Consider the following 21,134-nt stretch of genomic DNA (forward strand, 5'->3'; position numbering starts at 1 on the left):
TTTTTCCTTAATTTCTAGTAAAGGTTACAGTTATTTGTCCAGTTTGAGCTGTTAATTTCGATAAATCGACAGTCTGATTATCTACTGTTAAAGCAACACCTTTGACAACACCTAAAGTAATGGTCACAGGATTTTTTGTTGAAACTGTTGTTTCTGCACTTTTATTATCCGGTGATAAGGTCACACCACCCTCAAGCTCACTTTCTGAAACACTAACCCAACTTCTAGCATCTGAAACCGATAATTGCAATTTTGCGGTTTCCTTACTTGTTTTATAAGCGATTTCTACATAATTTCCTTCACCTGATACACTTATAACTGGTTCAATATTCGAAGAGCTACTTGATGAACCACTACTAGTTGAAGATGGAGTTGCAGAACTAGTCGAGCTTGTTGCTTGGACTACACTATAACTAGACGCAGATGAACGCTCCGGTTGAGTCTGAATATAATTCCAAACATAATAAGTCACAAAAATGACAATCGATAGGGCAAAGAGTATAAAATAAAATAAAGGTAAAAATGATGTCTTATTTTTCTTACTTGAACGTCTCCTACCTGTCAACTCCTCTTCATCAACATCTACTTCCTCATAAGTAATCATGCTCCCAGAATCATAAGCATCCAAGACAATTCTCTCATCAAGTTCAACTGCCCACGCATACTTTCTCAAAAAAGAACGAGTATAAAATGGACTAGGAAGTTGATCAAAATCATCAGCTTCCATTGCTTCCAACATATCCAACTGAATTTCTGTTTTTTTATGTAATTCTTCTAAAGTCAACCCTTGGTTGGTTCTAGCTAAACGTAAAACCTCACCAATTGTTTTTTTCCTCATACTTGTCATTCCTTCTTTCTAGTATCGATTATGATAGGTTTCTACGATGGGAATATTGTAAAATCAACTATGTCACCATCATCTATTAAATGATGTCCAGCATCAAGGACATCCTCTAAAGTAATTTCCTGTAAAATTTTCGGCAAATCAAAGATTGTCTCACCTTGTCCAAAAGCATCATATTGCATTGCAATAAATTCAAGAGAGTTCATGCTACTGAAAAATTCTCCAAACATTTCTCTTTTTATAATATCTAAATGATCCTCTGTAATATCTGAATCCTTTGTAAAATTACGAATAGCCTTCCTAAACTGATGAGATAAAGCAACTGGCTCTTTTGTATCCATTGTCAACATAACAAAATGAAAGCGACTTGTTACTTCAACTTCCAGAGATAAGGACGCATCAATTTTACCTGATTCATATAATTTCTGAAAACGATCCGAAGTCCAACCAAACATCATTGCAAACAATAATTTTAATAAAATATGATATCGATAGCAATCCGCTTCAGCAACTTCTCGCTTACCTCTAACTCCAATCGCTAGTTTGGGAGAAGATACTTCCATTCTCATACTGTCTGTTTGCTTTACATCTTGTAAAACAAGCTTTTCTCTTGCCACTTCCTTAACATCTAAATCTTCCAGTTCTTTTCTTTCAAAGTAGTCCTGTACTTGATCCACATCAAAATTACCAACTAAAAACAGAGACATGTTTACAGGTTTGTAAAATCTTGTAAAATTTTCTTGCAAATTAGTTAGATTGATTTGGGAAATGGACTCCTCACTGCCAACTATATCCGTTGCTAAAGGTGTGCCTGGATACAAATTCGCTAAAGTTGAAAAGAATAAACACGAATCTGGATCATCTTGATACATTTCTCGTTCTTGCTGGATAATATCCTGCTCTCTTAAAATGGAACCTTCAGTATAGTGTGCTGATGTTACCAATTCATCAAGTAAGTCTAAATTGTCTAAAAAATGATCCGTTGCTGAAAAAAGATAACTTGTTTTTGTAAAGCTTGTAAAGGCATTACTATCTGCACCTAGACTCGTAAAAGCCGACATCAAATCGCTAGCATCTTCTCTCTCAAACAATTTATGTTCAAGAAAATGAGCAATTCCTTCAGGATATTGTTTTACATCTCCGTCAACTTCTGTGACAAGCGTATCTACCGAACCAAACTGTACAGTTACACTCCCGTAAACCTCTTTAAATTCCTTTTTAGGCAAAAGAGCAACTGTCAATCCGTTTGCTAAACGAGTTCGATAAACCATTTCTTTTACAGCTGGATAGTACTTCTCTCCAAAAACAACCTTTGTCATTCTATTCCTTCCATAAAGTAAATCGCCTGTAGTTTGACATTATTAGCTGCTCTACAAATAGCATCTTTGTCAACTTGCTCGAGTTTTGCAATCCAATCTTTAAAGTCTGCTGAAGATTTTCCAAGTAAGGCATTTTGATAAGCACGTTCAATCAATGAACTTTGATTATCTTGAGAAAGTAACAGAGACCGACGAATCATTTCCTTGGTCTGCTCTAGCTCAAGCTCTGTAAAATAACCTTTTTTTAAATCAAGCAGTTGATTATTCATCATTTTACGAGCCTGGTTCCGATTTTCTCGATCGATACCAGCATACATCCTCAAGAATCCACTAAATAAATCAAGCTGACTTGAAATAGTATAAGCCAATCCAGCATTTTCACGGACATTCGTAAATAGTTTAGAGTGAGCAAATCCACCAAGTAAACCATTCATTACAATCATGGGTAAATGTTGCTCATCACCATATTCAGAAGGGCAATGATAACCTAATTCCAAAATGGATTGTCCCACATTTTTCCGAACCATACCTTCTTGTAGGATATTGGAATAAGGTTGACAATACTGAACCTTCACATCTCCTTTTCGACCTTTAAAGGCAAATGATTCTAATACATTTTGAATTTCGACCTCATTAAAATCACCTAGGAAAAAGAAATCTATTCGATCATTGGCCAAAAATTCTTGGAAACAAGAATAAGAACTTTGTGGAGTTTCAGCTAAAATACGATTTCGTAAATCACTATATTCCAATTTGAGACGTTCATCATAAAAAAACAACTTATCTAATTCTTTATGTGAAAAATAAAAAGAATCATCCATATCAGCTGCTAAACTTGCTAGCAATTGTTTTTTCTCAATTTCAAATAAAGCCGAATCAAACCCATTATCAACTACTACGGGTGAAAAAAGAGTTTCTTTTACAAGTTCCAAAACCTGAGAAGTTAGCACATTTTTCCTACTTAAAAACTCATCACGAACATAGGTAAATATCAATTCTACAATATGACTTTGCCCTCTTCTAAAACAATTGGTTGACATATCTGTACCATATAGACTGGCCAAGTGTCTTCTCAAAGCTTGAGAAGTGGGGTACATCTGGTTGGACGTTTCTAGCATACTCGCACTCAACATGCGACCTGTAATCGTATCAAGAGATAATGGAGAGGTAAAACGCACGGTAATTTTGTTCGTTTTAAACTTCTTTGATTGGATAAAATGTGTTGAAATTCCATGCACTAACTCCATGATTTACCTCCTCATATACAGACTTCTATTATATCACGAAAACCTGAAATTTTCTTGTTCCCTGTAACACTTTTGAAATAAAAATCGCTTACATTTCTCCCTGTTTCTCTCACTATTTTTAGGAAAATATGGTATAATACCAAAGATTGAGGTGAATTATGGAATACAAATTATTTGAAGAATTTATTACCCTCCAAGCACTACTCAAAGAACTTGGAATTACACATAGCGGAGGAGCTATCAAATCATTTCTCTCTGAACATTCTGTTTACTTTAATGGGGAATTAGAGAGTCGTCGTGGTAAAAAACTTCGCATTGGTGATAAAATTGACATACCTGACATGAATATTGACATCTTATTGACACAACCTACTTCTGAGGAGCAAGAGGAATATCAAGCTGATAAAGTTGAAAAAGAACGGATCGCTAAACTTGTCAAAGAGATGAATAAGGGATTTAAAAGAGACAAATCGAAACCTACTTCATCACCTAAAAGCAAACAAGCTCCACGATTCCCTGGTAGATAATCATGTGGCTACAACACCTATCTCTCAAAACTTTTCGTAACTACAAAGAGACGAAAATAGACTTTAATCCTAAATTAAATATCTTTTTAGGACGCAATGCTCAAGGAAAAACAAATATACTAGAGGCTATCTATTTTTTAGCCTTAACTCGTAGTCATCGAACTCGAACAGATAAAAATCTCATTCATTTTGATGAGGAACAACTTCATCTTTCAGGTCTAGTTCAGAAAAAAACTGGATCCATTCCCCTAGAAATAGAACTAACACAAAAAGGCCGTGTGACAAAAGTTAATCATTTAAAACAGGCACGCCTTTCAGATTATGTAGGACACATGAATGTTGTCTTATTTGCTCCTGAAGATTTACAACTAATTAAAGGAGCACCTTCAGTTCGACGAAAATTTATTGATATGGAGCTTGGGCAAATTAAGCCAATCTATTTATCAGATTTAACCAATTATAACCATATTCTTAAGCAAAGAAATACCTATTTAAAATCAGCTCAAAAAATAGATGAAACCTTCCTTTCAGTACTAGATGATCAGCTAGTCGATTATGGATGTCGTGTAATGAATCACCGCTTAGATTTTATAAAAAAACTAGAGCATTTTGGTCGTAAGAAACATTTTGAACTTTCTAATCAGATTGAAGAGTTGTCAATATCCTATCAATCTTCTGTAAAGTCAACTGAAAAAGAAGACTTATCAGAATCTTTCAAAATTGCTTTAGAAAAAAGTAGGTCCAGAGATTTATTTAAAAAGAATACTGGTGTTGGGCCTCATCGAGATGACATTTCTTTTTATATAAATGGGATGGATGCTAGTTTCGGAAGTCAAGGCCAACATCGTAGTCTCGTCCTCTCGATAAAATTAGCAGAAATCGAATTAATGGAAAGTATTACTACAGAATCTCCGATATTATTACTTGACGATGTTATGAGCGAACTTGACAACACTAGACAACTAAAATTATTAGAAACGATTTCTCATTCAATCCAAACCTTTATCACAACAACAAGCATAGATCATCTTCAAAATCTACCAGAAAATCTAAGTATTTTCACTATTCAAGATGGTAAAGTTATTGTAAATAAAACTTGACAACATTGTAAAAGAACTCCTGTTTTCGCAGGAGTTCTTTTCATTTCTTTTACATAGAATAATTTGGTGCCTCATTAGTAATTTGTACATCGTGAGGGTGGCTTTCTTTCAAACCAGCACCAGACATTTCAATAAATTGAGCATTGTCGTGTAGTTCTTTAAGGTTAGCTGCACCACAGTAACCCATACCAGAGCGAATACCTCCAATCATTTGGAAGACAATATCAGCTGCCGCACCTTTATAAGCAACACGACCTTCAATTCCTTCTGGAACAAGTTTGTTTGCTTCATTGACAGAACCTTGGAAGTAACGATCGCTTGAACCTTTCTTCATAGCAGCAATTGATCCCATACCACGGTAAGTCTTAAACTTACGTCCTTGGAAGATTTCAGTTTCGCCTGGAGCTTCATCAGTTCCAGCAAACATTGATCCAAGCATAACTGCATTTCCACCTGCAGCAAGGGCTTTTACAATATCTCCAGAATACTTGATTCCACCGTCAGCAATAATCGTTCTACCATATTCACGCGCAACAGCTGCAGCATCGTAGATAGCTGTTACTTGCGGAACACCAACACCAGCAATCACACGAGTAGTACAGATTGAACCTGGTCCAATCCCAACCTTGACAACATCTACACCTGCTTCGTAAAGTGCGCGCGCTCCCTCAGCAGTAGCAATATTACCAGCAATCAAAGTACGATCTGGGAAGTGAGCACGAATCTCAGCAATTTTACGCAAGACACCTGCAGAATGACCATGTGCAGTATCAATAACAATCGCATCCGCTCCTGCCTCAAAAAGAGCCTCTGCACGTTCAAATGTATCTGAAGTAACACCTACTGCACCTGCAACTAGAAGACGACCAAACTCATCTTTAGCAGCATTTGGAAACTCAATAACTTTTTCAATATCTTTGATAGTAATCAAACCAGAAAGACGACCTTCTTCATCTACCAAAGGAAGCTTTTCAATACGGTGTTCTTGAAGAATACTCTCAGCTGTTGCAAGATCTGTACCCACAGGAGCAGTCACAAGATTTTCACTGGTCATATGGTTTGAAATTGGTTGGTTATAATCTGAAATAAAACGAAGATCTCGGTTTGTCAAAATACCAACCAATTTACGATTTTCAAGTGTTTCAACAACTGGAACACCACTGATGCGGTAACGACCCATAAGCTCATCTGCTTCAGCAATTGTATGTTCAGGTGTCAAGAAGAACGGATCAATAATAACTCCATTTTCAGAACGTTTTACCTTGCGAACCTCGTCTGCTTGTTGAGCAATTGACATGTTTTTATGGATAACTCCGAGACCACCTGCACGAGCAATAGCAATGGCCATTTGACTCTCTGTAACTGTGTCCATGGCAGCGGTAATAATTGGGATATTTAAAGTCAAATTATCTGCCAATTTAGTTGTTAAATCTGCATCGTTAGGCAACACATGACTTTCAGCTGGAATAAGCAATACATCATCAAAGGTAAAACCTTTTTTCAAAAATTTAGTGTCCCAATTAGACATTCGAAGTTTCCTCTTTTCTTTCTTTTCTTTCTTTTTGAGCTTGACTCTTTTTATATTGTATCTATCATACCATTCTATAAAAATTTGTCAAATGTTACAGGGGTAAATAAAAAAACTATCTTTTCTTCGAGATAGAAATGATAGTTTCTTGTAAAATAAACTTAGTTAAAGTAATGAAGTCCCATTGCTCCTTTAACCTCAGATAGGGTTTGACCTGCAACTTCACGCGCTCTTTCACTACCTTTTTGAAGCATATTATAAACTTCTCCCATATCCTTAGCAAATTCAATACGGCGCTCACGAATAGGACCCAGTTCACGTTCTAATATTTCAAGTAGATAACGCTTGGTCTTCACATCACCAAGACCACCTCGTTGATAATGTTCTTTCATGTCAGCAATTTCTTGAGCATCTTCTGGACGACCAAAAACATCTAGATAATGGAAAACCATATTTCCCTCAATCTTACCTGGATCTTCCACTCGAATATGATCTGGATCTGTATACATACTCATTACTTTTTTACGCAAAGTATCCGCATCATCAGCTAAATAAATACCGTTATTAAGGGACTTAGACATTTTAGCATTTCCATCTAAACCAGGCAAACGCCCTGCTCTCTCATTTTCTGGATAAATACCTTCCGGCTCTACCAAGACATCACAGTTATATGCATTATTAAAAGAACGAACAATTTCACGAGTTTGCTCAATCATTGGTTTCTGATCTGTCCCAACAGGAACATAATTAGCCTTGAAAGCTGTGATGTCAGCTGCTTGAGCTATTGGATAGACCAAGAATCCTGTCGGAATGCTTTCTCCAAATCCTTTCTGAGCAATTTCTGTCTTGACAGTTGGATTACGCTCCAAACGTGCCAATGACACCAAATTCATATAATACATAGACAACTCAGCTAATTCTGGAATTTGGCTTTGAATAAAGATAGTTGATTTATTTGGATCCAATCCAACTGCAAGGTAATCCAAAGCCACATTTCCGATAGACTCTACAATGGTTTGAGGATCTTTGGCATGATCTGTCAAGGCTTGTTGGTCAGCCAAGAACACAAACATATCATACTTATCCTCTTCCTGTAATAATACTCGATTTTTGAGACTTCCAACATAATGTCCAATATGCAATTTTCCTGTTGGACGGTCTCCTGTTAAAATAATGGGTTTAGTCATTTTGTTCTCCTTCGATATGGTCCCTTCAATTATAGCATTTTTTTAATGAAATAACCGCAATTTATCAAAATAAATCAACCTTGCTATTCACGGTTCTGTGTAAAGTATGCTGTAAATATAATTTACATATAATTGACAGATAAAAATTTGAATATTTCTGTATTTTCTAGTAGAATAAATATATTACACATAATAGGAGAAAAACATTGCTTACAGTATCTGATGTTTCACTACGTTTTAGTGACCGCAAACTTTTTGATGATGTCAACATCAAATTTACAGAAGGAAATACTTATGGATTGATCGGTGCTAACGGTGCTGGAAAATCAACCTTTTTAAAAATTTTAGCTGGAGATATTGAACCAACTACAGGTCACATTTCTCTTGGTCCAGATGAACGTCTCTCTGTTCTTCGTCAAAATCACTTTGACTATGAAGAAGAACGTGCTATTGATGTCGTTATCATGGGAAATGAAAAACTTTATAGCATCATGAAGGAAAAAGATGCTATCTACATGAAGGAAGATTTCTCAGATGAGGATGGAGTGCGTGCTGCCGAACTTGAAGGAGAGTTTGCCGAGCTTGGAGGCTGGGAAGCAGAAAGTGAAGCCTCTCAACTCCTTCAAAATCTAAACATTCCAGAAGAATTGCACTACCAAAATATGAGCGAATTGGCTAACGGTGAGAAAGTAAAGGTTCTCCTCGCCAAAGCACTTTTTGGTAAACCAGATGTTCTTCTATTGGACGAGCCTACCAACGGTTTGGACATCCAATCAATTACATGGTTAGAAGATTTCTTGATTGACTTTGATAACACCGTTATTGTTGTATCCCATGACCGTCACTTCTTAAACAAAGTATGTACCCACATGGCAGACCTTGACTTTGGAAAAATCAAACTCTATGTCGGAAACTACGATTTCTGGAAGGAATCTTCTGAGCTTGCTGCTAAATTGCTAGCAGACCGTAATGCCAAAGCAGAAGAAAAAATTAAGCAATTGCAAGAATTCGTTGCTCGTTTCTCTGCCAATGCTTCTAAATCAAGACAAGCAACCTCACGTAAGAAAATGCTTGATAAGATTGAGCTAGAAGAGATTGTGCCATCTAGTCGTAAATATCCATTTATCAACTTTAAAGCAGAACGTGAAATTGGTAATGATCTCTTGACAGTAGAAAATCTAACTGTAAAGATTGACGGTGAGACTATTTTAGATAATATCAGCTTTATCTTGCGTCCAGGTGATAAGACAGCTCTTATTGGACAAAATGATATCCAAACGACTGCATTAATTCGTGCAATCATGGGAGATATTGATTATGAAGGAACTGTCAAGTGGGGAGTTACAACTAGTCAATCTTACCTACCTAAAGATAACTCAGCTGATTTCGCAGGGGGAGAATCAATTCTTGACTGGTTGCGTCAATTTGCAAGTAAAGAAGAAGATGACAATACTTTCCTACGCGGTTTCCTCGGCCGTATGCTCTTCTCTGGAGATGAAGTTAATAAACCTGTAAACGTCTTGTCAGGGGGAGAAAAAGTCCGTGTCATGCTTTCAAAACTCATGCTCTTGAAATCAAATGTCCTTGTCCTCGATGATCCAACCAATCACTTGGACTTGGAATCTATCTCAAGCTTGAATGACGGATTGAAAAACTTTAAAGAATCAATCATCTTTGCCAGTCATGACCACGAGTTTATCCAAACTTTGGCAAACCATATCATTGTTTTGTCTAAAAATGGCGTCATTGATCGTATCGATGAAACCTATGATGAATTCCTAGAAAATGCAGAAGTACAAGCAAAAGTTAAAGAACTTTGGAAAGACTAAATAAGACTTCAAAACTCAGTTGGGGTAACCAACTGAGTTTTCTATCATTCTACGAGGTAACATGAAATCATTTTTTAAAACATATTGGACCTATTTTGTTTCTTTCATCATTCCCATAATCATTATGATAGGAGTATATCTATCTCAAGGTATCTACTGGAATAGCGACAACTCTCCTCTATTAGGAGATGGCTTTCATCAATACGTTATTTTTGATATAGCTCTAAGAAATATCCTACATGGAAATGGTAGTTTGTTTTACACCTTTACAAGTGGCCTCGGATTAAATTTCTATGCCCTATCTAGTTATTACTTGGGAAGTTTCCTTTCACCTCTAGTTTACTTTTTTAATCTGTCGAATATGCCAGATGCTGTCTATCTGACAACTCTCTTAAAATTTGGATTGATTGGACTGTCAACTTACTTTAGTTTAAATAAATTATTTCAATCGATTCCTAAATCTTTAAAACTAGCTTTATCTACTTCCTATGCTCTGATGAGTTTCACTGTCAGTCAATTAGAGATAAAAACCTGGCTAGATGTTTTTATCTTGATTCCTTTAATTATAACTGGTTTACATCTACTGATAACTGAAAAGAAATTCCTATTGTACTTTACAAATCTGTCAATTTTGTTTATTCAAAATTATTATTTTGGCTATATGACAGTATTGTTTCTTATTTTCTGGTATCTCTGTCAAATTTCTTGGGATTTTAAAACACGAAAATCATCTTTTCTTGATTTCATAGTCATCTCCTTTTTAGCTGGTATGGCTAGTTTGATTGTGACTCTTCCCACTCTATTTGATTTACAGACACATGGGGAAAAGTTGACTGAAGTTACAAAGTTTCAAACTGAAAGTAGCTGGTATCTTGATCTCTTTGCTAAGCAATTCATTGGTTCCTTTGATACAACAAAGTATGGGGCTATCCCAATGATTTTTATTGGACTGCTTCCCTTTATTTTGACCATTTTATTTTTTACACTTAAATCCATTAAGTTTCACGTGAAACTGATCTATGCAATTTTCTTTGCATTTCTAATTGTAAGCTTTTATATAGAAGCTCTTGATTTATTTTGGCAAGGTATGCATACTCCAAATATGTTTTTACATCGCTATGCTTGGATTTTCTCTACCCTGTTAATTTATACAGCAGCAGAGGTCTTAAATCGTCTGAAAGAAATTAAAATCTGGAATTTTTTAGTTTCGCTTTTTTTTGTGGTAGCAGGATTTTTAGCTACCATCTATCTAAAATCACATTATTCTTTTTTAACAGATTTGAATATTCTGCTTACTCTTGAATTTTTGGTTGTCTATTCGCTTTTACTCCTTGCAGTTATCAAAAAGTTTATCTCTGTAAATCTATTTGCCTTTCTAATCTCTTTATTTATAATGGTTGAAATAAGTTTAAATGCTTCATCTCAAATGGACGGAATTGCTAAAGAATGGGGCTTTGCTTCTCGAAGTGCATATAATCGAGATATCCCAGCTATGGAATCTTTCTCAACATATATTGGAAATCAATTTACTCGTACTGAGAAACTAGAGACTCAGACAGGAAATGACAGTATGAAATTCAACTACAATGGAATCTCTCAATTTTCATCTGTTCGAAATCGTTCAGCAAGCTCTACTTTGGATAAACTTGGATTTAAATCCTCTGGGACTAATCTCAATCTCCGCTATGCAAATAATAGTATTTTGGCTGATAGTTTATTTGGCATCCAGTACAATATCTCAGAAAACCCTATTGATAAGTATGGTTTCCAAGATGTATATCAAAAAGATAATCTTACCCTATATGAAAATCAATTCTCTCTTCCGATTGCATTTGCTAGTCAATCTGTTTACAATGATGTCAAGTTCAATGAACACACTTTGGATAATCAGGCCTCGTTTTTAAATCAACTTGCTAACGTTAATTTTGATTATTTTTCTCCAATACCTTGTGAAAAAACTGAAAATACTGATGATTTGATTAGTGTTACAAGTTCTTCAAATGAGGATGCAGCAATCCAGTATCAAATTGAAGTGCCAGAAAACAGCCAAGTTTATCTTTCTTTCACAAACCTTCACTTTTCTAATGACAAACAAAAAAAGGTTGACATCCTTGTCAATGGGAAAAAGAAAACTTTTACAACTGATAATGCATTCTCCTTCTTTAATCTAGACTATACAAAAGAGAAAAAGACTTTCAATATCAATGTTAGTTTCCCTGGAAATTCACAAGTATCATTTGAATCTCCTACCTTCTATCGTTTAGATACCAAAACTTTCACCGAGGCAATTCAAAAAATTAAAGAACAACCTGTCACAGTATCAACTTCTAAAAACAAGGTCTTTGCTACATATGATGTCAAACAAGATACGTCCATTTTCTTCACCATTCCTTATGACAAAGGCTGGTCTGCCTACCAAGATGGTAAGAAAATAGAAATTAAACAAGCTCAAACTGGTTTTATGAAAGTTGATATTCCTAAAGGGAAAGGAACTATTACACTTTCCTTTATTCCCAATGGTTTTATTACTGGATCAATCTGTTCCTTTACTTCACTTTTACTATTTGGAATTTATAATCACAAACGAAAGTCATCTGAGACATAAAAAATCGACCAGTTGGTCGATTTTTTTAATCTTCTTCCATTTTCTTAGGTTGATAAGCTAGCATACCTAAACCAGTAAATAGGGCTAATATCACGGCAAGGAAAACAACTTGATGATGAATATTTCCTGTCATAGAGATTGTTTGTCGTAATCCCGAAACTGAATAACTCATTGGTAACCAAGGATTAATAGCTCTAAAGAAATCATTTGTCAAAGCAAGTGGATAAGTACCTGCACTTGATGCCAACTGTAATAGAAGCAAAATAAGAGAGAAGAAAGCTCCTATACGGTTATTCCATGTTGTTAAAGCTGTAACCATAGACATGAATACTAAACTTGTTAAGATGATGAGAATAAATGTTCTCATTTCATGATTAGCAGTTAGACCAATAAGATGAACTCCTCCATATACCAAAATCCCTGCTAAAATAGCTATCATACCATTTATTTCAGCTCTAGATTTCAACCAAGCCCAACGGCTCTCTGGATGACGTCCTGAAGGCAGCTTCGCAAAGATCATATTTGTTGATATTGCTGCAACAAAAAGAGCAACTGATATCATATAAGGAGCCATTGCAATTCCATTTACAGGAACTTGATCATTGTCTGTTTTTGAAAGATTGAGAGGATTTGACAAAATCTCTGCATTTTTAGATTCCGTTGATGCTGACTTGAGTTGATCACTAGCATTACCTAATCCTTGTCCTAAAGAAGCAACTCCTGTCTGTAAACCTTCCAATCCAGAAGTTAACTTTGTTCCACCTTCTGCTAGTTTCCCAGCTCCATCTGCCAATTTATTAGATCCACTTTCTAATTGAGAAGCACCTGAAATTAACTGACTGGATTTGTCAGCTAGTTGGCTAGATCCTGACTGCAATTTATCAACTCCTGCTATCAATTCTTGACTCTTTTGATTCAATTGGTTGGAGCCAGTTGATAATTTTTCAATACCAGATACTAATTCTGGAGTTTTTTCAACTAATTGACCAACTCCTGCTGTCAAGTTAGAAGATTTTTGTGTCAAGGTAGCTGAGCCTGAAACTAATTGGTTCAAACTACCTGTCAAAGTAGAATTCTTTTCAATTAGTTGATTTGCACCTTGAGAAACTTTATCAACACCTGCAGTATATGCGTTTACACCTGATGCAATCGACTGACTAGCAGGAACTAATTTGCTAGTAACAGCTCCTTGTATCTCTGTTAATCCACTTGACAATCCTGTCAAAGAAGTAGAAGCAAGCGGTAATACTTGATTAGCTTGATTTTTTAAAATCGAAAGATTAGATGATTGATTTTGTAAGTTTTCTAAACTTCCCTGTAAACCTTTAACTAAAGCTACAATTGACTGAGCCGATTGAATACTATCAGTTGAATTTTGAGATACAGAAGCGCTTATCTCAGCTTGTTGCTCACTTGTCAATGATTGATAAGCTGCTGTCGATTGAATATTAGCTAATGTAGTCGCTTTATCAGACTGAGCACTTGCTAACATTTGATTAGAAAGAGATACTATACTTGATAAAACAGAATCTAATTGTTTTGTATCTCCAACATCAATATTTTGAATGGCTTGGTTTAACTGATTCAGACCAGAGGATAATTGATTAATTTGATCTTTTTGCTCAGACGAAGCATCTAACTTGCTAGAAAGTTGTTGAATACCTTCACTTAATTGCTCCACCCCCATTCGAAGTGTAGCTGATTGATTAGATAACTGATTAGCACCTGTTGCAAGACTTCCCACTCCATTGGTGTAGGCACTGACACCAGATGAAAATTGATTAAGACCAGTATTAATCTGAGAAACACCGCCAGTATAGGATTCTACACCAGTATATAACTGATTGATTCCTCTTACTAATTCAGGACTTTTAGAAGATAATTGACTTAATCCGCTATCTAATTGACTCACTGCACCAGTATATGTAACTAAACCACTATTAAAATTCCCTAAGCCAAGATGAAGTTGTTCGACACCAGAAACATAAGCAGATAATCCTTTAGTAAACTGCTCCGTTCCATTTGAAAATGTTAAACTTGAAGCTGCTAAAGAGTGTAGGTTGGTAGTTAATGTTTGACTTCCTGCCACTAACTGATTCGCTCCATCAGTTAATTTTTCACTACCAGAAGCTGCTTGACTCATACCATCCTTTAAATCAATCATTTTGTTAAATAAGGCTTTAGTATAGGTTTCGGTTACATTGGTAGAAACATTCTGCTTCAATTGTGTCATCGCAGAATCGCTCATCTTGCTGGCAATAAAGCTATGACCACTTGAAGTCTGATAATCAATTTGCATTTGCTCTGGATGATCCGTTAAAATAGAAGCTGCTTTTTCAGATAAATCACTGGGTAAAGTCACTACCATATAGTAATCGCCATCTTCCAATCCCTTCTTTCCTTCATCTTCATCCACGAAATGAAAATCCAAGGTTTTATTTTCTTTTAAATTGGACACCATGTCTTTTCCTATAGACATGCTATTACCATTATAGGAAGCCTCTTTATCACTATTGACAACTGCCACAGGTAAGTCAGACAATTGCCCATATGGATCCCACATTGAGGACAAAAATATGATATTGTACAGAGCTGGAATAAGAGAAATCCCTATCATGACAATAATAAAGGTTGGTTTTTTAAAAATTGTTTTCCATTCTTTAAACATAGTTTCTCCTTTTTTAAACATATTGTCTAAAATTTTGATATAATAGATTATACATTAAAAAATCTAAATTACAATATAAAAAATCTATTTTTAGACATATAGTCTAATTTGTTTACAAGGAGGAAATATGCAAGAAAGTAACAAACGCTTAAAAACAAAGCGAACTATTGAAAATGCTATGGTACAATTACTCATGGAACAACCATTTGATCAAATTTCTACTGTCAAGTTAGCAGAAAAAGCCGGAATTAGTCGTTCCAGCTTCTATACTCACTATAAGGATAAGTATGATATGATTGAGCACTATCAAAGCAAGCTATTTCATACATTTGAATATATTTTTCAAAAACATGCTCATCACAAAAGAGATGCTATTTTAGAAGTCTTTGAATATCTAGAGTCAGAACCACTTCTAGCTGCCCTTCTTTCTGAAAATGGGACCAAAGAAATCCAAAATTTCTTACGAAATAAACTTCATATCATGCTCAGTACAGATTTACAAAAGCGATTTATGCAACTGAATCTTAATACCACTGAATTAGAATATAGTAGCATCTATCTAACTCACGCACTTTTTGGTGTCTGCCAAACTTGGATTGCACATGGAAAAAAAGAAAGTCCTCAAGAAATAACAGACTTCCTTATGAAGATGCTTGGTGATACGAATTGATGCAAAAAAGGGAACAACACTGTGTTCCCTTTTATCTATACTCCGCCAGTAGGACTCGAACCTACGACATCATGATTAACAGTCATGCGCTACTACCAACTGAGCTATGGCGGATAAAATAGTCCGTACGGGATTCGAACCCGTGTTACCGCCGTGAAAAGGCGGTGTCTTAACCCCTTGACCAACGGACCTTCTATCTGTAGCAGATATAACTATTATATCAATTTCTTACTAATTGTCAATCACTTTTGAGATTTTTTCTCTAGAATATCTTTCAATTTTCTAATTTTTAATCTTGAAATAGGACAACGATGGTCTTCATAGAAAACAATTTCTAGATTCTTTCGATCAATTTCTCTGATATTGCCTATATTTACCAAAAATGACTTATGAGGAGAATAAAATCGCTGAGTATGTTTGTCCTTTTCCTGAATATCTGTCATGGTACCGTAAAACTCTTTTGCAAAATTTTTACCAATAATGCGCAATTTATGAGAAACTCCTGTCGTTTCAATATACAGAATGTCATGGTAAGGAATTTTTAAATCATTTCCCTTGTAATTATAGTCAAAATAATCTACAACATCTTCATTTTCAAGTAACATACTCTTCGTGTAGAATATATTTTGCTCAATTCTCTTCTTAAATAACTCATCATTGATATCTTTATCAACAAAATCTAAGGCTGATACCTGGTATTTATAGGTGAGAGTCGCAAACTCTGATCGACTGGTAATAAAGACGATAATAGCGTAAGGATTGTGATGACGAATAAACTGGGCAACTTCAAACCCTTTTTTCTCAATTCCATGAATATCAATATCTAGAAAATAAAGCTGGTTTACTTCATCATTTTCGATATATTCCTTAAATTCACGAACTTTTCCCGTTGTCTTGTATGATATTGGAATATTCGATTCTTTCGAAATTTCATCCAATATTCTCTCTAGTCTCACTTGATGTTCAATAACATCTTCTAAAATTAAAACTTTCATTCAAATTCCCTCTTAAATCTAATGATTTGTCTAAACGTGCTATCTTCCATTTCTGTTTCTAAAATAATGTTATCATACTTGTCTAAAATTTCTTTAACATTATTAAGTCCTAGGCCTCTATTTCTTCCCTTAGTAGAGAAACCTAAGATAAATAAATCCTCTGAAGGATTCATCGTCATTTTACATGAATTCTGGATGACTATAACTGTTTCAACATCCATTTTAATGACTGCTACTTCCATCTGCTTTTTATAACTATCAGCCGATCCTTCAACAGCATTGTTCAATAAAACACTCATAATACGAACTAAATCCAGCAGTTCTATTGGTAGTCTAGTAATTATATCTTTTACTTCCAGTGTAAACTCTACACTATTATTTCTAGCATATATAATTGACTGAGCAACTAAACTTCGTAAAGCTGAATCTTCTATGTTGTTCAAATCAAAGTAAGTGTACTTATCTGAACGTAGTTTGTGATTAGCTTTGACCAAAACTTCATTGTAAACTCTGTCAATTTCCTTTAAATCACCACTGTCAATTGCCATCTGCATACTGACAAGCATTCCAGCATAGTCATGTCGAAACCCACGTATTTCATTATACAAGCCAACAATTTCGTCTGTATAATTCTGTAAATGTTTCTGTTCAAATTTCTTCTGCTTCAAAGCAATCTCTTTCTCCATTTGAACTTTATGCGAATTCATTGCAAAGAAGATCAAAAGTAGAGAAATAAAGACAATAGACGACAAAATACTTCCAAAACTATTCAAATGTTTAATTGTACTTACTATATCTGAAATGAAAGATACAACATGTAGCAGTAGTAAAGCAAAAAAGACTTTTTTCAAGAAAGGATAGAGATAATCTTTGTCAAAATAGTTTAGTTCCAAATGAAAGTAACGAATAATTGTTACGATAACAACATAAGTCAATGCCACTACAACTAAAAAGAATAGACTATGATATTGTAAGGCAGCATCATCTCCTATTATAGAGGATAAAGTTACGGATAAAAAGGTATGGGTGCTATTATATAAAAGGGATAGTAGTAAACTTAAGAATACTCCTCTATACTTCTCATACTTTTTAATAAATATAAAATATGAATATAATATTAAAGGAAATAAAAATTTTTCAATTCCTAATCCATCTAAGTATATAAAATAAAAGGAAAGTTCAAATACTGATTCTACTAGTAATGTATAACCACCAAAAAAGCATAGTTCTTTTATATTTATTTTATTTTTACATATTAAATAGTAACTTTTACTAATAATAAAAATATGTAATATCACAACTAATACTGCAAGAAAATCCATTCTTCTACTCCTTTATCTTCTTTTAAAGAAATTAAAGAAAATATTATGTGTTTGCCTTATCTCCCCACCTTGAATATTTTGCAAGTCTTTTTCCTTCAATTCTACAAACTTATCTAAATTAACTGTGTTTTTCATAATTAAATCTCCTAAATGTTTTTTTCTTGTAAGCTAACTTACAAAAACTATTATACAAAATGGAATTCCATTTTAGATAAAATTCTCTCAACTGTCATTTTTTTCTCCCCAAGTGTACTTTTTTAAGAAAAAAGCCGGGAAAATTCCCAGCTTTGCTACTATATTGATCCCAGCAGGATTCGAACCTGCGACCGTTCGCTTAGAAGGCGAATGCTCTATCCAGCTGAGCTATGAGACCTAATACAGCTATTCTACCAAAAATTCAATTGAAAGTCAATTTTCTATTTATGATAGGGCGAGCCCTGCTGTATTGTAAAAGCTCGATAGATTTGTTCAACAAGGACTAGTCTCATTAACTGATGGGGCAAGGTTAAACGACCAAAACTAACAGAGAGATTGGCTCTCTTTTTTACATCCTGTGCTAATCCCAGACTCCCTCCAATAATAAAAGTAAGAGTAGAAAATCCTTTTATAGAAGCTTCTTCTAACTGCTTACTAAATTCTTCTGAGGAGAAAGTTTTCCCTTCAATGGCTAACACAATCACGAAATCACGGTCACCAACTTTTGATAAAATTCTCTGACCTTCTATTTCTAAAATCTTTTGATTTTCTGATTCACTGGCCTTATCTGGTGTTTTTTCATCTGCTAGCTCTATCATTTCAAGCTTAGCAAATCGAGAAATTCGTTTTGAATACTCTGCAATACCATCTTTTAAATACTTTTCTTTCAGTTTCCCAACTGTTACAACTTTAATTTTCATGACTCTATTCTAACATATTCTCTATTTTTTCACACCTTATTCACAAAATAAAAGCTTAATTTTAGCCGAGAAAACCACAGATTTTTGAAAGTTATCCACAATCTGTGAAAAACTTTTGTTTTTAAGTTATAATTAAGCTAGTCAGTTTATACTTTCAGTAATTTCAAACATATGGAGGCAAATATGAAACATCTAAAAACATTTTACAAAAAATGGTTTCAATTATTAGTCGTTATCGTCATTAGCTTTATTAGTGGAGCCTTGGGTAGCTTTTCAATAAACCAACTAACTCAAAAAAGTACTGTAAGTACCTCTAACAACAATAGTACTATTACACAGACTGCCTATAAGAATGAAAATTCAACAACACAGGCTGTTAACAAAGTAAAAGATGCTGTTGTTTCTGTTATTACTTATTCAGCAAACAGACAAAATAGCGTATTTGGAAATGATGATACTGACACAGATTCTCAGCAAATCTCTAGTGAAGGATCTGGGGTTATTTATAAAAAGAATGATAAAGAAGCTTACATCGTCACCAACAATCACGTTATAAATGGTGCCAGCAAAGTAGATATTCGTTTATCAGATGGAACTAAAGTACCTGGAGAAATCGTCGGAGCTGATACTTTCTCTGATATTGCTGTCGTCAAAATATCTTCAGAAAAAGTGACAACAGTAGCGGAATTTGGTGATTCTAGTCAGTTAACCGTAGGAGAAACTGCTATTGCTATCGGTAGCCCGTTAGGTTCTGAATATGCTAATACTGTCACTCAAGGTATCATATCTAGTCTCAATCGAAATGTATCTTTAAAATCTGAAGATGGACAAGCCATTTCTACAAAAGCCATCCAAACTGATACTGCTATTAACCCAGGTAACTCTGGTGGCCCACTAATCAATATTCAAGGACAAGTTATCGGAATTACCTCAAGTAAAATTGCCACAAATGGAGGGACATCTGTAGAAGGTCTTGGTTTTGCAATCCCTGCAAATGATGCTATCAATATTATTGAACAGTTAGAAAAGAACGGAAAAGTGACTCGTCCAGCTTTGGGCATCCAAATGGTCAATCTCTCAAATATTAATACAAATGATATTAGAAGACTGAATATTCCAAGTAATGTAACATCTGGTGTAGTTGTTCGTTCTGTACAAAGTAATATGCCTGCCAATGGTCACCTTGAAAAATACGATGTTATTACAAAAGTAGATGACAAAGAGATTGCTTCATCAACAGACTTACAAAGTGCTCTTTACAATCATTCTATCGGAGACACCATTAAGATAACTTACTATCGTAACGGTAAAGAAGAAACTACATCTATTAAACTTGACAAGAGTTCGGGTGATTTAGAATCTTAATTGACATCTATGTAAATAAAGCTTTACATAGGAGAAGAGATGTGTTAGTGTAGAGTCATGGAAAAATTTGAAATGATTTCTATCACAGATATACAAAAAAATCCCTATCAACCTCGAAAAGAATTTGATGGAGAAAAACTACATGAACTAGCACAGTCTATCAAAGAAAATGGGGTCATTCAACCGATTATTGTTCGTCAATCTCCTGTTATTGGTTATGAAATCCTTGCAGGAGAGAGACGCTATCGGGCTTCACTTTTAGCTGGTCTAACGTCTATCCCAGCTGTTGTTAAACAGCTTTCAGATCAAGAGATGATGGTCCAGTCCATCATTGAAAATTTGCAAAGAGAAAATTTAAATCCAATAGAAGAAGCACGCGCCTATGAATCTCTTGTAGAGAAAGGATTTACCCATGCTGAAATTGCAGATAAAATGGGCAAGTCTCGTCCTTATATCAGCAACTCTATTCGCTTGCTGTCCTTGCCAGAACAGATCCTTTCAGAAGTAGAAAATGGCCAACTATCACAAGCCCATGCGCGTTCGCTAGTTGGGTTGAATAAGGAACAACAAGACTATTTCTTTCAACGAATTATAGAGGAAGACATTTCTGTAAGGAAGTTAGAAGCTCTTCTGACAGAGAAAAAACAAAAGAAACTGCAAAAAAATGATTATTTCATACAAAATGAAGAAGAACAGTTAAAAAAACTACTCGGATTAGATGTAGAAATAAAATTGTCTAAAAAAGACAATGGAAAAATCATTATTGCTTTCTCAAATCAAGAAGAATACAGTAGAATTATCAACAGCCTGAAATAAGGCTGTTCTTTTATTTTTTTATCTCACAAGGTTATCCACTATTTTTTTCAATAAAAAGCTTAATAAATCAATAGTTTCTGCTTTTATCCCCAACCTGTGGATAAAACTTGATAACATTGTGGATTATTTTTCACAACTTGTGGAAAAATCTTACTATCTATGGTAAAATAAGTCTAGCATTAAACTTTTAAACAAGTAGTAAAGGAGGAGGACGGA

Annotated in this window: 17 protein-coding genes and 3 tRNA genes; 7 read left to right on the plus strand and 13 right to left on the minus strand. The window is 34.7% G+C overall.

Annotated elements, in window-relative coordinates; genetic code table 11:
- Positions 1-7 precede the first annotated feature (7 nt).
- From rodZ to yfmF, 3 genes are read right to left on the minus strand one after another with little or no spacing between them, the layout of a single operon-like run.
- Complete coding sequence (gene rodZ, locus KB197_RS10390) at positions 8-838, minus strand: cytoskeleton protein RodZ (protein ID WP_049487620.1); 831 nt, start codon at positions 836-838, stop codon at positions 8-10.
- A gap of 41 nt (positions 839-879) precedes the next feature.
- Positions 880-2,163 carry an EF-P 5-aminopentanol modification-associated protein YfmH gene (yfmH, locus tag KB197_RS10395; RefSeq protein WP_064276833.1) on the minus strand — a complete coding sequence of 428 codons (1,284 nt, stop codon included), beginning with the start codon at positions 2,161-2,163 and terminating at the stop codon, positions 880-882.
- Positions 2,160-3,410 (minus strand): EF-P 5-aminopentanol modification-associated protein YfmF, encoded by a 1,251-nt coding sequence (gene yfmF, locus KB197_RS10400; protein ID WP_212573916.1) that lies wholly within the window; start codon positions 3,408-3,410, stop codon positions 2,160-2,162. Before yfmF ends, yfmH begins: the two co-directional genes overlap by 4 nt.
- A gap of 158 nt (positions 3,411-3,568) precedes the next feature.
- Here yfmF and yaaA point away from each other — a divergent pair, with 158 nt between their 5' ends.
- Positions 3,569-3,937, plus strand: a complete 369-nt coding sequence (gene yaaA / locus KB197_RS10405) for a S4 domain-containing protein YaaA (RefSeq protein WP_000455896.1) — start codon at positions 3,569-3,571, stop codon at positions 3,935-3,937.
- Between the two features lie 2 nt (positions 3,938-3,939).
- A complete protein-coding gene (gene recF / locus KB197_RS10410; protein ID WP_212573915.1) occupies positions 3,940-5,037 on the plus strand; it encodes a DNA replication/repair protein RecF in 1,098 nt (365 codons plus the stop codon).
- Between the two features lie 49 nt (positions 5,038-5,086).
- Here recF and guaB read toward each other — a convergent pair whose 3' ends face one another.
- Both guaB and trpS read right to left on the minus strand, forming a co-directional pair.
- Positions 5,087-6,565: an IMP dehydrogenase gene (guaB, locus tag KB197_RS10415; RefSeq protein WP_064276836.1), complete on the minus strand. Its 1,479-nt coding sequence runs from the start codon at positions 6,563-6,565 to the stop codon at positions 5,087-5,089.
- A gap of 161 nt (positions 6,566-6,726) precedes the next feature.
- The gene (gene trpS / locus KB197_RS10420; RefSeq protein ID WP_064276837.1) at positions 6,727-7,752 is read right to left on the minus strand and encodes a tryptophan--tRNA ligase; all 1,026 of its coding nucleotides are present in this window, start codon (positions 7,750-7,752) and stop codon (positions 6,727-6,729) included.
- A gap of 206 nt (positions 7,753-7,958) precedes the next feature.
- On the opposite strand from trpS, the gene KB197_RS10425 reads away from it, so the two are divergent.
- The gene (locus KB197_RS10425; RefSeq protein ID WP_064276838.1) at positions 7,959-9,581 is read left to right on the plus strand and encodes an ATP-binding cassette domain-containing protein; all 1,623 of its coding nucleotides are present in this window, start codon (positions 7,959-7,961) and stop codon (positions 9,579-9,581) included.
- A gap of 61 nt (positions 9,582-9,642) precedes the next feature.
- The gene (locus KB197_RS10430) at positions 9,643-12,186 is read left to right on the plus strand and encodes a YfhO family protein (RefSeq protein ID WP_064276839.1); all 2,544 of its coding nucleotides are present in this window, start codon (positions 9,643-9,645) and stop codon (positions 12,184-12,186) included.
- 25 nt (positions 12,187-12,211) lie between these two features.
- Here KB197_RS10430 and KB197_RS10435 read toward each other — a convergent pair whose 3' ends face one another.
- Positions 12,212-14,854 carry a YhgE/Pip domain-containing protein gene (locus KB197_RS10435; protein WP_212573914.1) on the minus strand — a complete coding sequence of 881 codons (2,643 nt, stop codon included), beginning with the start codon at positions 14,852-14,854 and terminating at the stop codon, positions 12,212-12,214.
- A gap of 127 nt (positions 14,855-14,981) precedes the next feature.
- Here KB197_RS10435 and KB197_RS10440 point away from each other — a divergent pair, with 127 nt between their 5' ends.
- On the plus strand, positions 14,982-15,524 hold the full coding sequence (locus KB197_RS10440; RefSeq protein WP_001158275.1) for a TetR/AcrR family transcriptional regulator: 543 nt from the start codon (positions 14,982-14,984) through the stop codon (positions 15,522-15,524).
- Positions 15,525-15,564: 40 nt separating this feature from the next.
- Here KB197_RS10440 and KB197_RS10445 read toward each other — a convergent pair.
- The 7 genes from KB197_RS10445 to rlmH all read right to left on the minus strand — a co-directional run bounded on the left by KB197_RS10445 (position 15,565) and on the right by rlmH (position 18,737).
- A tRNA-Asn gene (locus tag KB197_RS10445) sits at positions 15,565-15,638 on the minus strand.
- Positions 15,639-15,643: 5 nt separating this feature from the next.
- Positions 15,644-15,715: transfer RNA gene (locus tag KB197_RS10450), tRNA-Glu, on the minus strand.
- Positions 15,716-15,766: 51 nt separating this feature from the next.
- Positions 15,767-16,519, minus strand: a complete 753-nt coding sequence (gene comE, locus KB197_RS10455) for a competence system response regulator transcription factor ComE (protein WP_000866073.1) — start codon at positions 16,517-16,519, stop codon at positions 15,767-15,769.
- Positions 16,516-17,841, minus strand: a complete 1,326-nt coding sequence (gene comD, locus KB197_RS10460) for a competence system sensor histidine kinase ComD (protein WP_212573913.1) — start codon at positions 17,839-17,841, stop codon at positions 16,516-16,518. The genes comE and comD overlap by 4 nt, the downstream gene beginning before the upstream one ends.
- Positions 17,842-17,853: 12 nt before the next feature.
- Complete coding sequence (gene comC / locus KB197_RS10465; RefSeq protein WP_004238992.1) at positions 17,854-17,976, minus strand: competence-stimulating peptide ComC; 123 nt, start codon at positions 17,974-17,976, stop codon at positions 17,854-17,856.
- A gap of 164 nt (positions 17,977-18,140) precedes the next feature.
- A tRNA-Arg gene (locus KB197_RS10470) sits at positions 18,141-18,214 on the minus strand.
- 43 nt (positions 18,215-18,257) lie between these two features.
- Positions 18,258-18,737, minus strand: coding sequence for a 23S rRNA (pseudouridine(1915)-N(3))-methyltransferase RlmH (rlmH, locus tag KB197_RS10475; protein WP_000695934.1), 480 nt, complete (start codon positions 18,735-18,737; stop codon positions 18,258-18,260).
- Positions 18,738-18,920: 183 nt separating this feature from the next.
- Between rlmH and KB197_RS10480 the strand changes: the two genes are divergently transcribed.
- Positions 18,921-20,102: a S1C family serine protease gene (locus tag KB197_RS10480; RefSeq protein WP_212573912.1), complete on the plus strand. Its 1,182-nt coding sequence runs from the start codon at positions 18,921-18,923 to the stop codon at positions 20,100-20,102.
- Between the two features lie 57 nt (positions 20,103-20,159).
- Positions 20,160-20,918 (plus strand): ParB/RepB/Spo0J family partition protein, encoded by a 759-nt coding sequence (locus KB197_RS10485; RefSeq protein ID WP_004269822.1) that lies wholly within the window; start codon positions 20,160-20,162, stop codon positions 20,916-20,918.
- The last annotated feature ends 216 nt before the right edge of the window (positions 20,919-21,134 follow it).

The organism is Streptococcus sp. 11-4097 (assembly GCF_018215285.2).
In the GTDB taxonomy this organism is placed as follows: Bacteria; Bacillota; Bacilli; order Lactobacillales; family Streptococcaceae; genus Streptococcus.

Coding starts and splice junctions, on each gene's coding strand:
- rodZ (WP_049487620.1), bottom strand. CDS start 838: ATGAGGAAAAAAACAATTGGTGAGGTTTTACGTTTAGCTAGAACCAAC.
- yfmH (WP_064276833.1), bottom strand. CDS start 2,163: ATGACAAAGGTTGTTTTTGGAGAGAAGTACTATCCAGCTGTAAAAGAA.
- yfmF (WP_212573916.1), bottom strand. CDS start 3,410: ATGGAGTTAGTGCATGGAATTTCAACACATTTTATCCAATCAAAGAAG.
- yaaA (WP_000455896.1), top strand. CDS start 3,569: ATGGAATACAAATTATTTGAAGAATTTATTACCCTCCAAGCACTACTC.
- recF (WP_212573915.1), top strand. CDS start 3,940: ATGTGGCTACAACACCTATCTCTCAAAACTTTTCGTAACTACAAAGAG.
- guaB (WP_064276836.1), bottom strand. CDS start 6,565: ATGTCTAATTGGGACACTAAATTTTTGAAAAAAGGTTTTACCTTTGAT.
- trpS (WP_064276837.1), bottom strand. CDS start 7,752: ATGACTAAACCCATTATTTTAACAGGAGACCGTCCAACAGGAAAATTG.
- KB197_RS10430 (WP_064276839.1), top strand. CDS start 9,643: ATGAAATCATTTTTTAAAACATATTGGACCTATTTTGTTTCTTTCATC.
- KB197_RS10435 (WP_212573914.1), bottom strand. CDS start 14,854: ATGTTTAAAGAATGGAAAACAATTTTTAAAAAACCAACCTTTATTATT.
- KB197_RS10440 (WP_001158275.1), top strand. CDS start 14,982: ATGCAAGAAAGTAACAAACGCTTAAAAACAAAGCGAACTATTGAAAAT.
- comE (WP_000866073.1), bottom strand. CDS start 16,519: ATGAAAGTTTTAATTTTAGAAGATGTTATTGAACATCAAGTGAGACTA.
- comD (WP_212573913.1), bottom strand. CDS start 17,841: ATGGATTTTCTTGCAGTATTAGTTGTGATATTACATATTTTTATTATT.
- comC (WP_004238992.1), bottom strand. CDS start 17,976: ATGAAAAACACAGTTAATTTAGATAAGTTTGTAGAATTGAAGGAAAAA.
- rlmH (WP_000695934.1), bottom strand. CDS start 18,737: ATGAAAATTAAAGTTGTAACAGTTGGGAAACTGAAAGAAAAGTATTTA.
- KB197_RS10480 (WP_212573912.1), top strand. CDS start 18,921: ATGAAACATCTAAAAACATTTTACAAAAAATGGTTTCAATTATTAGTC.
- KB197_RS10485 (WP_004269822.1), top strand. CDS start 20,160: ATGGAAAAATTTGAAATGATTTCTATCACAGATATACAAAAAAATCCC.